At 43.0% G+C, this 14,030-nt stretch carries 11 protein-coding genes and 1 other RNA gene; 10 read left to right on the forward strand and 2 right to left on the reverse strand.

Translation table 11 applies throughout. The annotated features are described in order from the left end of the window. The first annotated feature begins 214 nt into the window (after window positions 1–214). The 4 genes from gpsB to GWD08_RS05395 all read left to right on the forward strand — a co-directional run bounded on the left by gpsB (window position 215) and on the right by GWD08_RS05395 (window position 3,707). Window positions 215–541, forward strand: a complete 327-nt coding sequence (gpsB, locus tag GWD08_RS05380) for a cell division regulator GpsB (protein ID WP_159542825.1) — start codon at window positions 215–217, stop codon at window positions 539–541. Between the two features lie 20 nt (window positions 542–561). Beyond that, window positions 562–936, forward strand: an RNA gene (gene rnpB, locus GWD08_RS05385) — RNase P RNA component class B. A 61-nt stretch (window positions 937–997) separates the two neighbouring features. Then, the gene (locus tag GWD08_RS05390) at window positions 998–2,149 is read left to right on the forward strand and encodes a THUMP domain-containing class I SAM-dependent RNA methyltransferase (protein ID WP_159564643.1); all 1,152 of its coding nucleotides are present in this window, start codon (window positions 998–1,000) and stop codon (window positions 2,147–2,149) included. Between the two features lie 16 nt (window positions 2,150–2,165). Beyond that, window positions 2,166–3,707, forward strand: coding sequence for a cell division site-positioning protein MapZ family protein (locus GWD08_RS05395; protein WP_159564645.1), 1,542 nt, complete (start codon window positions 2,166–2,168; stop codon window positions 3,705–3,707). 376 nt (window positions 3,708–4,083) lie between these two features. On the opposite strand, the gene GWD08_RS05400 is transcribed toward GWD08_RS05395, so the two are convergent. Both GWD08_RS05400 and GWD08_RS05405 read right to left on the reverse strand, forming a co-directional pair. Continuing rightward, window positions 4,084–4,479, reverse strand: coding sequence for a streptococcin A-M57 (locus tag GWD08_RS05400; RefSeq protein WP_159547778.1), 396 nt, complete (start codon window positions 4,477–4,479; stop codon window positions 4,084–4,086). Window positions 4,480–5,587: 1,108 nt separating this feature from the next. Further along, window positions 5,588–6,070 (reverse strand): S-ribosylhomocysteine lyase, encoded by a 483-nt coding sequence (locus GWD08_RS05405; protein ID WP_159547779.1) that lies wholly within the window; start codon window positions 6,068–6,070, stop codon window positions 5,588–5,590. Between the two features lie 153 nt (window positions 6,071–6,223). Between GWD08_RS05405 and GWD08_RS05410 the strand changes: the two genes are divergently transcribed. The 6 genes from GWD08_RS05410 to rsmB all read left to right on the forward strand — a co-directional run bounded on the left by GWD08_RS05410 (window position 6,224) and on the right by rsmB (window position 14,002). Beyond that, entirely contained in the window at window positions 6,224–7,831 is a 1,608-nt protein-coding gene (locus GWD08_RS05410; protein ID WP_159547780.1) for a ribonuclease Y, read from the forward strand. 464 nt (window positions 7,832–8,295) lie between these two features. Beyond that, window positions 8,296–8,922 (forward strand): guanylate kinase, encoded by a 627-nt coding sequence (gmk, locus tag GWD08_RS05415; protein WP_159542810.1) that lies wholly within the window; start codon window positions 8,296–8,298, stop codon window positions 8,920–8,922. Window positions 8,923–8,945: 23 nt separating this feature from the next. Next, window positions 8,946–9,263 carry a DNA-directed RNA polymerase subunit omega gene (gene rpoZ, locus GWD08_RS05420; RefSeq protein ID WP_159542807.1) on the forward strand — a complete coding sequence of 106 codons (318 nt, stop codon included), beginning with the start codon at window positions 8,946–8,948 and terminating at the stop codon, window positions 9,261–9,263. Between the two features lie 60 nt (window positions 9,264–9,323). Further along, on the forward strand, window positions 9,324–11,711 hold the full coding sequence (locus tag GWD08_RS05425; RefSeq protein ID WP_159547781.1) for a primosomal protein N': 2,388 nt from the start codon (window positions 9,324–9,326) through the stop codon (window positions 11,709–11,711). 40 nt (window positions 11,712–11,751) lie between these two features. Continuing rightward, window positions 11,752–12,690: a methionyl-tRNA formyltransferase gene (gene fmt / locus GWD08_RS05430; RefSeq protein ID WP_159547783.1), complete on the forward strand. Its 939-nt coding sequence runs from the start codon at window positions 11,752–11,754 to the stop codon at window positions 12,688–12,690. Beyond that, window positions 12,680–14,002 (forward strand): 16S rRNA (cytosine(967)-C(5))-methyltransferase RsmB, encoded by a 1,323-nt coding sequence (gene rsmB, locus GWD08_RS05435; RefSeq protein WP_159547785.1) that lies wholly within the window; start codon window positions 12,680–12,682, stop codon window positions 14,000–14,002. Before fmt ends, rsmB begins: the two co-directional genes overlap by 11 nt. Window positions 14,003–14,030: the final 28 nt, after the last annotated feature.

Raw genomic sequence — 14,030 nt, forward strand, 5'->3', positions numbered from 1 at the left:
GCATTTAATTGGAAGAAAGGGCATCAGTGAATATTGTTGACCAATTGTTAAGACAAGGAAAGTCATTATTATCTCCCTTTGGACTATAACAAATTGGACAACAATATTAACTACGGGAATGATTCGGTCTGTTTTAGGCTTGCTTTTTAGTATCTTTTTCTGTATCATAATAGTGATATTGAAAAAATTAGAATGACTAGTTGGAGAGTATAGAATGGCACGTATTATTTACAGTCCTAAGGACATTTTTGAACAAGAGTTTAAGACCAGCATGCGCGGTTTTGACAAGAAAGAAGTCGATGAGTTCTTGGATAACGTTATCAAGGACTATGAAGCTTATATTGCAGAAAACGAAGCCTTAAAAGCTGAGATTGAACGCTTGAAAAAGGTAACACCACCCGAACGCCAAACCTCGGCTATGGAGACCAATATGGCGCCACAGCCAACACGTATCACTCAATCAGCGACTAACTTTGATATTCTCAAGCGGATTAGCCGCTTAGAAAAAGAGGTCTTTGGCAAACAAATCGCTGATAAATAATTCATCACAAAGGAAATGCAATTTTTGGATAATCGCATGGTATTGTCATACTATGAGGAAAGTCCATGCTAGCACTGGCTGTGATGCCGGTAGTGTTTGTGCTAGGCGAACAAATAAGCCTAGGAATATTCGTTTAAGAATATTACGGCGGGAGAACTGGCTAAGTTTTAGGATATGCCATAGTATCTCTGAAAGTGCCACAGTGACGGAGTTTTTATGGAAACGTAAAAAATGGAACGCGGTAAACCCCTCAAGCTAGCAACCCAAACTTTGGTCGGGGCATGGGATACTTGGAAACGAACAAGGTATCCTGACTGTTTATTTAAACAGTAGACAGATGATTATCGAAGGAAATGAGACCTAGTCATTTCTGGAACAAAACATGGCTTATAGAAAATTGCATATTAGGTTGTTAAGCTAGCTCTGGCTAGCTTTATTTAATGAGAAAGTAATCACATGAAAGAAACATTTAAACTTGTTGCCACTGTTGCTGCCGGCCTTGAATCAGTCGTGGCCAAAGAGGTCCGTGCTTTAGGGTATGACTGCCAGGTTGATAACGGTAAAGTCTATTTTACAGGGGATGTCAGAGCTATCATCACCACTAATTTATGGTTGCGCGCAGCTGATCGGATTAAAATTATCGTAGGAACTTTTCCAGCAAAAACTTTCGAAGATCTTTTCCAAGGCGTCTTCAAGCTAGACTGGGAGGCCTACCTCCCTTTGGGCGCAGCCTTTCCCATCACCAAGGCCAAATGTGTCAAATCAAGGCTCCATAATGAACCAAGTGTGCAGGCCATCACTAAAAAGGCCGTGGCCAGAAAGCTTCAGCAGGTTTATCATCGCCCTGAAGGCGTCCCCCTTCAAGAGTCGGGTGCAGCCTTTAATATTGAAGTTTCGCTTGTGAAGGACAAAGCTACTTTGATGATTGATACCAGCGGTTCTAGCTTGTTTAAGCGTGGTTATCGTGTGGCTAAGGGCGGAGCGCCTATTAAGGAAAATATGGCGGCGGCTATTTTAGCTTTGACCAATTGGTTCCCGGATAAGCCGCTGGTTGACCCGACTTGTGGTTCGGGCACCTTTTGTATTGAAGCCGCTTTGATTGGCATGAATATTGCCCCAGGCTTTAATCGTTCCTTTGCCTTTGAAGCCTGGCCTTGGGTAGATCAAAGCCTGATCCAAGCCGTTCGTGATGCTGCTGAAATGGAAGCCAACTATGATATTGAGCTGGATATTTCGGGCTTTGATAGTGATGGCCGCATGATTGCCATTGCCGAGCAAAATGCCGCTGAAGCTGGCCTGACCGGTGTGATTACCTTTAAGCAAATGCGACTACAAGATTTTCGCACGACAAAGCAAAATGGCGTGATTGTTGCCAATCCTCCTTATGGAGAACGGTTGCTTGATGACAAAGCTGTTGACATCTTGTATAATGAAATGGGTGCAACATTTGCTCCGCTAAAAACTTGGAGTCAATTTATTTTGACCAGTGACGAACAGTTTGAACGTCACTTTGGGCGAGTCGCCGATAAAAAACGCAAATTATACAACGGCACCCTAAAAGTTGATTTATACCACTTTTACGGTCAGCGTATAAAGCGTCAGCAATGATTGAGAGGTAATAGGTGTGTCAGAAGATACAAAGGATTTTGAACAAGACGAACAAGAGTCGCTAGCCATAGATGATGCTAAGCATCTGACTGTTGGCGAAGCTGTTCGCAAAGAATCAGAAATCAAAGCCGGAGTCACTGAAGATGATAGTATCTTGGATAAATACATCAAACAACACCGTGACGAGGTTGCATCACAAAAGTTCGAAACGAAGGCTGCTGAGATGGAAGCCTTAGATACGGCTAGTTTAGATAAATTCATCGAAAAGCAGCGGCAAGAGTTGGCAAAATATACAGAATCTAAGGTTGCTGACCAGCAAGCTCAAGCAGCTCAGGAGACCTCACCGACAGATGGTGAACAGCCAAATCATCACGACACTGCTAACGAGGAGGAAGAGTCGATTGTTGCTGCTCAAACCCCGGTCACAGAAGACCTATTGGTTGAGGAAGCCCCAGTAATAGTGCCTGGACCAACAGAAAACCTGCTGGTTCCATCCCATTTTGATGAGCCTCATTCAGATGAAGACCATCCTTTTAAGGATGAAACGCCAAAGAAAAACCCCAAAAAGGGCCTTTTAGTCGCTCTCTTAGCCTTATTGTTGCTTGTCTTGGCGGTTGCTTTTGGCCTAAATGTTCTCAAACAAAAAAATAGTGCACCAAGCACAAAACAGAGTCAAACCAGTGTCAAGGAAATTTCTAAAATTAGCAAAAACAAGGCCAACGCTCAAGCCTTTGAAAAAAGCTACGCTAGTTTTTTCCTTGATAAAAATCAAACAAAGTTAAAAAATGATATGTTTGACCATTTGCCACAGCTTACGACCCAATTAGCCAAGCTAAAAGGCACAGCCTATTATGAGTCGGCCAATCAAAAAGTTGACCAATTGAAAAAACAGATTGCTGCTATTCAGGCAGTCAATGGTAAGTTTTCAAGTCAGGCGATTAAAAACGGCGAAAAGGTGACGGCAAGTGTAAAGTCTGATGCGAACTTTGATGATTTAAAAGCTGATCAGCTCAAAACGGGTAACGCAACCCTAGATAGCCTGCTACAATCGGTCATTACAGATGGCCGCAACCAACTCAAACAAAAATCCGAGACCGCAAAAGCTGCCCAAGCCGCTAAAACGGCAGCGCAAGCTGATAAAGCAGAGGCAGCAAACACCGATAGTCAGCCTGGTGGGCAAGAGGCAGGGCCACAAGCTAATCAGGCCCAAGTGACCCCAAATCCGACTGGTTCTGTGACCATTGTCGGTAATGGCGCTAGCTATAGTCATCTTGAGCGCAACCTTTCTCGGGTTCCATACAATCAAGGCTTGATTGCAGACCGGACTAATCCGGCCTGGGCCTTCAATCCTGGTGTTTTGGAAAGAATTGTTGCCACTTCGCAAGCGCGTGGCTATATTTCCGGCAATAACTATATCTTAGATCCGGTGAATATTATTAATGGCAATGGCTACTACAATATGTTTAAACCAGATGGCACTTACTTGTTCTCACTTAATTGTAAGACGGGTTACTTTGTCGGCAATGCTCCAGGCCATGCTGACGCGTTAGATTATTAATAGAAACATACAAAACAGCGATTTGCAAAAATCGCTGTTTTGTATGTCACTTCAACACTTTCAGCACAAAAATCGTTAGCACTTTGAACAAAACAAAAGAGAGAACCAAATTGAGGTTCTCTCTCGTATATAGACTTTGTCCCCCACTACATGTAACAATCAAAGGCATGTCAATTGATATTGTTTTTACGATTTGTTAGTCTTTCTTATTTGAAATTCTATTTCCGCTTTCATTTACTTTTTGATTCTAAATACTTAGAAATCACAAAAACAATTAACCAGATTAAAGCAACTGGGAGCGAAAAGAAATTGTTAGTTCGACTGAAGTATATCAGCTGAAAAATGCCGAAAAGCAAGGTCCAAAATAATATTTCTTTTAGAAGTTTATGCCGCATTGTAACCCCCAAATAGCTAATTGTCCGGCAATGAATGCAACGTTTGTTCTGACCCATGCTTTGGCAACATATTTAATGACTATTGTGGCTAATTCTTTCCATGCTTTTCTTTTGGCATACGTAATGATTGTTCCAATACTTATCATTGCTAACAACTCGTCTTTGATTTTATTTGCCATATAACTTCCCAATGCATTCCAATCCATTTTATACATGATGACATCATCATCTTGGATTTGAGATAAATTTGTATTCATTTCTCTGTCGGCAATCATTAATTCTTCTTCACTATAATTTGCTTGAGCATACTGTTTGAAATTTTCTTCTGTTACTCCTTTAGCGAACATCTTTTCTAAAACCGCAGCAAACTTATCCATCTGTTTTTGTTCTTCGGTAGTATATTCTGAAGTTATCGAGGTTCTTTCATCAGCTAGTACTCTGGCTGAAATAAAGGGCGGTACCGTCGTAGATATTACTAAAAGACTTGTTAATAACAATGCTATATATTTTTAATTTTCATTTGTATACCCTTTTTTAAGTATTGACGACCACGGTAGATTAGTTATTTTAATTTGTTTGATAAGTACAATTTTCTATTTTAACTCCTTTCTATCTCAAACAAATTGTTTCCGCTTTCATTTTACGACTTTTGATTGCGAAAATCAATGGAAAATATAGCGTTTTGATAGTTTTTTAATCAAACAATAACAGAGAGGTTTGCCGGGCAGTTTTTTTCAGAAGGACTTCTTTTGACTTCAATAAGTCACCCAGCATGATAAAAATGTCCTTGTGGTTCGAGAAAGTTCAGCAAAAACCAAAACATCCGAATGTGCCAGCCAGAGAAAGCGTGGTGGCATTGTCGAGAGGAAATCCAATCTAAAAAAGCAGGACCGGCTCTAGCCAGACCTGCACCATATTCTTATTTTATGAACTTGTGTCCCACCAAAGACTTATATATAATGGGTGCGGATTTTAGAAAAAAGCTAGGTTTCTAAAAAATAACAGAGATGGAGAAACACTAATGTTAAAGAAAAAACGCACTCAGGTGATACTAGCCTGCTTGAGCTTGGTCATCTTAGCGCTATACTTATGGGCTCCTGAAGCCGTTAGTGCGAATAGTGATGGCTCACTTTTTAGTTCGGATGAGTCAGTGCTAGAATCATTATTTCAATTTTTCCTTGGTATTATTAGCAAATTTATAAGTCTATTCAGGGGTTAACAATAAAAAAATTAGTTCTAGTGGCTTAAGTTTAATTTGTTAGAATACATTCCCAAGGATTGGCACTGCCAATCCTTTTTTAGCCCGGCTCGCTTGCTGGTGGCTCTGTTTCAGCTGCTCGCGCAGCAAGGGGCTGATTGGCGGGATGCTGGCTGCTCAAAACCCCCTCTTTTTGGTCAAAAAAGAGGGGGTTTTGGTGACTAGAGGGCCCAAGGAGCTAAGGCTCAGGCCAAAGGGCCCTTGTGAGCGGTGCTTGGGCTTAGGGTTTAGACGATCTGTCTCTTAAAGGCATCATCTGAGATTCCCTGGCTTAAGATCAGCTTGGCCCATTCTTTAGCGGCAAAGAGGCTGTGATCTTTGTAGTTGCCACAGGATTCAATAGTGGTACCAGGCACGTCTTCCCAAGTGATGCCGTTGGCAATTTCTTGCAGAGAGTCCTTGATGATGCTGGCGATTTCTGTGCTGCTGTGCTGGCCCCACATGATCAGGTGAAAACCAGTCCGGCAGCCAAAGGGGGAGCAGTCAATCATGCCATCAATGCGTTGGCGAATAAGCTTGGCCAAGAGATGCTCAATAGTATGTAGGCCGGCGGTTTCAATAGCATTAGTGTTTGGCTGCACCAGCCGCACATCAAAATTAGTAATGGTGTCGCCCTTTGGTCCTTGATCTTTAGAGATCAGTCGAACATAAGAGGCTTGAACGAGGGTGTGATCGAGTTCAAAACTCTCAACGATAACGTCTTTTGCCATAAAAGTCTCCTTTTTTTTATGTTCTTATGATACCATAAAAACTTTCTGACTAAGAGAGAATTCTGTTTTATTTAAATTGTCTAAAAGATTATTTTATGATAAACTTAGTAATAGATTTCTATAAAGAAAACTAATATATATTGAGGTATAAACATGATTTATGTGATTACATTACTTGTTTGTGCCCTCATTGGTTTGATCATAGGTTATGTGCTTATTTCGTTGAAATTAAAATCAGCGAAAGAAGGTGCAGATTTGACCCTTTTAAATGCTGAGCAAGATGCTGTTAACATTCGGGGAAAAGCGGAGTCTGATGCCCAAAATATCCGCTTGGCAGCTGAACGTGACAGTAAAGCAAGCCGTAAAGAATTACTGCTTGAGGCAAAAGAAGAGGCCAGAAAATATCGTGAAGAAGTTGCAAATGAATTTAAATCTGAAAGACAAGAGTTAAAACAGTTAGAAACACGTTTAACAGAACGTGCCTTTTCTCTTGACCGTAAAGATGAAAATCTATCAAGTAAAGAAAAAACACTTGATAGTAAAGAACAAAGTCTGACCGATAAATCTAAACATATTGATGAGCGCCAAACGCAGGTAGAAAAATTAGAAGATGAAAAACGCGCGGAATTAGAACGCGTTGGAGCGATGACAATTGCCGAAGCTCGTGAAGTCATCCTGATGGAAACGGAAAATAAGCTCACGCATGAAATTGCGACACGTATCCGTGAAGCTGAGCGTGAGATTAAGGATCGTACCACCAAGACCGCTAAAGATTTATTGGCTCAAGCCATGCAACGTGTGGCAGGTGAGTATGTGACCGAGCAAACGATTACGACAGTTCATCTGCCAGATGACAATATGAAGGGCCGTATTATTGGCCGTGAGGGCCGTAATATCCGGACTTTAGAAAGCTTGACAGGTATTGATGTCATTATCGATGATACCCCAGAAGTGGTTGTCTTGTCAGGTTTTGATCCGATTCGCCGTGAGATTGCTCGCATGACTTTGGAGTCCTTGATTGCTGATGGACGGATTCATCCTGCAAGGATTGAAGAATTAGTCGAAAAAAATCGCCTGGAAATGGATAACCGCATTCGCGAATATGGTGAAGCAGCTGCTTATGAGATTGGGGCTCCTAATCTTCACCCAGATTTAATCAAGATTATGGGGCGCCTGCAATTTCGCACTTCGTATGGCCAAAATGTCCTTCGCCATTCCGTGGAAGTTGGTAAATTGGCTGGTATCTTAGCTGGTGAACTGGGCGAAAATGTTTCGCTTGCGCGGCGCGCCGGCTTTCTCCACGATATGGGCAAAGCCATTGACCGAGAGGTCGAAGGTAGCCACGTCGAAATCGGCATGGAATTCGCTCGTAAGTACAAGGAACACCCTGTTGTCGTCAACACCATTGCTAGTCACCATGGTGATGTTGAGCCCGATTCAGTGATTGCTGTGCTCGTTGCCGCAGCGGATGCCCTAAGCTCCGCTCGACCTGGTGCGCGCAATGAATCTATGGAAAATTATATCAAGCGGCTACGCGATTTAGAAGAAATTGCCACTAGCTTTGATGGGGTGCAAAATAGCTTTGCCCTCCAAGCCGGTCGTGAGATTCGCATCATGGTCCAACCAGAAAAGGTTTCTGATGATCAGGTTGTCGTTTTATCCCATAAAATTCGTGAAAAAATCGAAAATAACCTGGACTATCCGGGCAATATCAAGGTTACTGTCATTCGAGAAATGCGAGCTATTGATTATGCTAAATAAGACAAAAATTGTGATTCGTCTGAGTCACAATTTTTTGTACAGAAAGGCAAAAAACCTGCAAGCACAAAAAGGCAGCGGTCACAGGGCTTGCTTTGCCCTAGCTACTGATCAGACGTTAAAAAATAACAAGCCAAGCCGCCCTAGCCCTAGCAAGGAAGTGCTCACCACGCCTCGCTTCGTCTCACCTGACTCGGCTTGGCTTTCTTAATACCTTGTAAGTTGCTGTAAATAAGGACGGCTAAGAGAGGCGAGTGCTATTATGTTGTGTTGGCACATTTGTGCAGCAGGGTGTTTCGTTTGTGAAGGCTACCAGGCACCCACCCTCTTTGAAATGCAAATGGTAAGGAGGGGCTTAACTAGAAATAGCTTACTTGGTATACAAAGCTAGCGCGAGCAAATAATTACCTTGAAAAAGGTAGGTGATTTTGTTAAACTATTAGAAAGCAGTTTTTAAGGAGATAAGAATGTCTGAACGTGGTTTGTTGATCGTCTTTTCCGGGCCATCAGGTGTTGGAAAAGGAACGGTACGCCAGGAAATTTTTTCAACGCCTGATCATAAATTTGAGTATTCCGTTTCAATGACGACGCGTCCGCAAAGGCCGGGTGAAGTTGATGGCGTGGATTATTTCTTTCGAACCCGTGAAGAATTCGAAGAGCTCATTCGCCAGGGGCAAATGTTAGAATACGCAGAATACGTTGGCAACTATTATGGGACACCCTTGACTTATGTGAATGAGACGCTTGATAAGGGAATTGATGTTTTCTTAGAAATTGAAGTACAAGGAGCCTTACAGGTCAAAAATAAAGTGCCAGATGGTGTCTTTATTTTTCTCACTCCCCCAGATTTAGATGAGCTCCAAGATCGCTTGGTAGGTCGTGGAACTGATAGTCAAGAAGTCATTAAAAAACGCATTGAACGGGCCAAGGAAGAAATTGCCTTGATGCGCGAATATGATTATGCGGTGGTTAACGACCAGGTTCCCTTAGCTGCAGAGCGAGTGAAACGAATCATTGAGACCGAACATTTTCGAGTGGAGCGGGTTATCGGTCGTTATGATAATATGATTAAAGAAACCAATCCCCTATCTTAATTATTTGGAAAGAGTGAATTACCATGATGTTAAAACCCTCAATTGATACCTTATTGGACAAAGTTCCTTCAAAATATTCTCTTGTGATGTTACAAGCAAAACGTGCACATGAACTGGAGGCAGGTGCTAAACCTACCCAAGACTTTAAGTCAGTAAAATCCACCTTGCGCGCCCTTGAAGAAATCGAATCTGGCAATGTGGTAATCCACCCAGATCCTGTTTCTAAGCGTGCAGCTGTGCGGGCAAAATTAGAAGCTGACCGCATTGCTAAGGAAGAGGAAGAACGTAAAATTAAAGAACAAATTGCCAAAGAAAAAGAAGAAGAAGGAGAAAAAATCTAAGGTTTTTAAAAATCTTAGTTTTTTTCATGCTACTAAAGACACGTTAAAGAAGGAGGCAGTATGACAAGAGTTGCCGACATTATTGTCGATATTCCTTTAATGCAGACCGATCGCCCTTATACCTACTTAGTACCAGATCACCTTCTTGATATGGTGGCGATAGGCTCAAGAGTGCACGTCCCTTTTGGCAAGGGTGATCGCTTACTTCAGGGCTTTGTCATTGCGGTGCACTGCACGAAAGCCCCCAGCCAGCTTAAGTCGATTGTAGCAGTCTTAGATGCTCAGCCTGTCCTTAACCAAGAACAGCTTGATTTAGCGACGGAGATGCGTCATAAGGTGTTTTCCTACAAAATTAGCTTGTTAAAAGCAATGCTACCAAATGTGCTTAATTCTCATTATGACAAATTACTGAGTCCTACGCAGGAGCTTAAGCCAGCGGACCACGAGCTTATTTTTGGTCAAGGCAATCAAGCTCTCTTTTCCCAGCTCAGTCAAGACCAACAAGCAAGGGCTCTCGCCTTGGTCAAACAAGGTCAGCTTTCCCTTAGTTATTTGGCAACGGATAAGAAAACCCTAAAAACACGTAAGATTTATCAGGTTGACCTGGCTGTGTTAGAAGCCTTGCCGATTTCTCCTCGTGCGAAAAAGAAAGAGGCTCTGCGGCAGTTTTTGTTAGCCAATCCCCAGCAAGCCCCACTTGCGGACCTTTATCAGATTTATTCGCGGGAGCTCGTTCGCTATTTTATTGACCAAGCTGCCCTAGTGATCACAACGGAGCAAGTCAATCGTAGCGACAGCTATTTTGACACAATAGAGCAAACGCAGGCCCTTCCTCTTAATACTGAGCAGGCGAAGGCGCTTGCAGCAATTACTGCTGCTATTGGCACAACAGCAAAGCCCTTTTTACTAGAAGGGATTACAGGTTCTGGCAAAACCGAAGTTTACCTGCAGGTAATAGAGGCAGTCTTAAGGATGGGAAAGACGGCTATTGTCTTAGTTCCGGAGATTTCTTTGACACCGCAGATGACGCAACGCTTTATTGCTCGCTTTGGCAAATTGGTTGCTATTATGCATTCGGGTCTCTCTGATGGGGAGAAATACGATGAGTGGCAAAAGATTAAGTTAGGCCAGGCCAAGGTAGTGGTCGGTGCTCGCTCAGCTATTTTTGCGCCCTTAGAAAATATTGGTGCAATCATCATTGATGAGGAGCATGAGGCTAGCTACAAGCAAGAATCAAACCCTCGTTATCATGCCCGAGACGTTGCTCTTTTGCGGGCCAAAAGGCATCAAGCAGCCTTGGTCCTTGGCTCAGCAACGCCAAGTATTGAGAGTCGTGCTAGGGCTAGTAAGGAGCGATACCAGCTTTTGCGTTTGAGCCAGCGAGCCAATCCTGCAGCTCTCGTCCCTCAAGTACAGATTATTGATTTTCGAGATTATATCGGCCAAAATCAGACCAGTACGTTTACCCCTTATCTGCTAGAGCAGATCAAAACCCGCCTGGCCCAGCAAGAACAAGTAGTTCTTCTGCTAAATCGTCGCGGTTATTCTAGTTTTATCATGTGTCGCAATTGTGGTTATGTGGATGACTGCCCTAATTGTGATATTTCCTTGACCTTACACATGGACACAAAGACTATGAACTGTCACTATTGTGGCTTTCAAAAGCCGATTCCCAAGCTTTGTCCTAACTGCCATAGCCAGAGTATCCGTTATTATGGCACTGGGACACAAAAGGCCTATGAGGAACTGAGTGCTCTCTTGCCTTTGGCCCGCATTTTACGGATGGATGTTGACACCACACGTAAAAAAGGCAGTCATGAGAAGTTGCTGAGCGCCTTTGGCCGGCACGAAGCTGATATTCTCTTAGGCACGCAAATGATCGCTAAAGGCTTAGACTTTCCAAATGTCACCTTGGTTGGGGTTTTAAATGCGGATACGTCTCTTAACCTGCCTGATTTTCGGGCATCAGAAAAAACCTTTCAATTATTAACCCAGGTGGCTGGCCGGGCTGGCCGGGCAGATAAGCCAGGTCAAGTCCTCATTCAAACCTATAATCCTAACCATTATGCGATTCAACTAGCCAAGCAGCAAGATTATGAAGCGTTTTATGCTTATGAAATGAAAATCCGGCAAATGATGGCTTATCCCCCTTATTATTATACGGTGGGCATCACGCTGTCTCATAGCGATGTGGCATTTGTGACCAAAAAAGCCTATGCGGTTTTAGGCCAGCTCAAGGCAGCCTTGTCAGATAAAACCAAGCTTCTTGGGCCAACACCAAAGCCGATTGCTCGCACCCACAACATGCACCATTACCAAATTATTATTAAGTACCGTTTTGAGGACCAGCTAGAGGCTGTCTTAAATCAACTGCTAGATTGGCATCAGCTCGTGGAAAATCGTCCCTTGCGATTGAGTATTGACCATGAGCCCCAACAATTAATGTAAGCAGTGCGATTTGCTTAACATAAGACTGAAAGGAAGAACAATGACAACCAAAATACTATTTATGGGCACCCCTATTTTTTCTGCAACTATTTTGCAGGGCTTGCTAAATGATGACAGGTATCACGTATTAGCAGTAGTGACTCAGCCAGATCGTGCAGTGGGTCGTAAAAAAGTTATAAAGATGACACCTGTCAAGGAGTTGGCCTTGGCCAACCACCTGCCGGTCTATCAGCCAGAAAAACTAGCAGGTAGTCAAGAATTAGAAGAGTTGATGACGCTTGATGCTGACGGGATTGTAACTGCTGCTTTTGGCCAATTTCTGCCGGGCTCATTACTTAAGACGTTTGATTTTGCAATTAATGTTCATGCTTCCTTACTGCCTAAGTATCGTGGTGGCGCTCCGATTCATCATGCCATTATTAATGGCGACAAAGAGGCAGGAGTGACCATCATGGAAATGGTCACTAAAATGGATGCCGGTGATATGATCGCTAAGGCGGCTCTTCCCATTGAAGAAGATGATAATGTGGGAACGATGTTTGAAAAATTGGCGGTTCTTGGTCGCGATTTATTGTTAAAGACCTTGCCAGCCTATCTTTCTGGCCAATTAAAACCCCAGGCACAAGACGAGAGCCAAGTCAGCCTGTCACCCAATATTAGCCCAGAAGAAGAACGAATTGATTGGAACCAACCGGCTAGAGCCATTTATAATCATGTTCGGGGCTTGAATCCTTGGCCGGTTGCTCATACGCTTTTAGGCGGACAACGTTTTAAACTATATGAAGTAGCAGTAGTTGATGGTCAAGGTCAGCCTGGTCAGATCCTTGCTAAGACGAAAAAGTCATTGATTGTTGCTGCTGGGCAAGGGGCTCTCGCTCTCAAGGTTGTCCAACCAGCAGGCAAGCCACGGATGACCGTGACGGATTTCTTAAATGGTTTTGGTCGTAGTTTAGAAGTGGGAGATTATTTTGGCAAATGATGGGCAAAACAGTGCGCGTGGCTTAGCTCTTAAAACATTAGAGGACGTGTTTGTAGAAGGGGCCTACTCCAATATCGCACTTAATAAAAACCTCAAATCCAGTAACTTAGCTGAAAGAGATAAAAATTTGGTGACCGAAATGGTCTATGGAACAGTAGCACGCAAGATCGCCTTGGAATGGTACGTGGCGCATTTTATAGCCGATCGAGACAAATTGGAAACCTGGGTCTATTTATTGCTCTTGCTCAGTTTTTATCAACTGCACTATTTGGATCAGGTGCCTGCTCATGCAATTGTCAATGATGCGGTAGCTATTGCCAAAAGCCGGGGCAATAAAAAGGGGGCAGAGAAGTTAGTCAATGCTGTTTTGCGCCGAGCTAGTGTAGAAGCTTGGCCAGATCCTAATAAGATTAAGCGTACTAATAAACGTTATGCTACGCTTTATTCTGTGCCAGTTTGGTTGGTTAAAAAATTGATCGAACAGTTTGGAAAAGACCGTGCTGTGGCTATCATGGAAAGTCTTTGGGTGCCTAGCAAGGCTAGTTTACGTCTGATTGATATGAAGCAAAAAGCGGCTATTAAGGCTGACCTTGGCTTACGCGATTCCCAATTGGCCAAGACAGCGCTAGTAGCTGATTCTGGTCGCTTTGCTGCTAGTAAATGGTTTCAAGCAGGCCTTGTGACCATCCAGGATGAGTCAAGTCAGTTGGTTGTTCCTACCTTGGCGCTGGAAGGAACAGAAACAGTCCTAGATGCCTGCAGTGCACCTGGTGGCAAGACCAGTCAGATTGCCGCTCAACTAACGAGCGGACATGTGACTGCTCTTGATTTATACGACCATAAACTTGCCCTGGTCAAAGAAAATGCTAGTCGCTTAGGCGTAGCAGATAAGGTCAAGACCCAAAAGCTGGATGCTCGGTATGTCCACCAATATTTTGCTGCTGATAGCTTTGATAAAATTTTAGTTGATGCTCCTTGCTCAGGAATTGGCTTGATTCGTCGTAAACCAGATATAAAATATAACAAGGCCAACCAGGATTTTGCTGCCTTGCAAGCGATTCAATTGGCGATCTTGTCTAGTGTTTGTCAAACACTAAGAAAAGGTGGTATAATAACCTATAGCACTTGTACGATTTTTCAGGAAGAAAATCAGCAAGTTATCGAAACATTCTTGCAACATCATCCTAATTTTGAGCAAGTAACATTAAAACATACTCAGTCAGATATTGTGAGAGATGGCTGCATCCTTATCACACCTGAACAATACCATACGGATGGGTTTTTCATTGCTCAACTTCGTCGTATTCAGTAGTATTTAGGAGGAGACTGACACAGTCAGA

Source organism: Streptococcus halichoeri (assembly GCF_009870755.1).
GTDB lineage: Bacteria > Bacillota > Bacilli > Lactobacillales > Streptococcaceae > Streptococcus > Streptococcus halichoeri.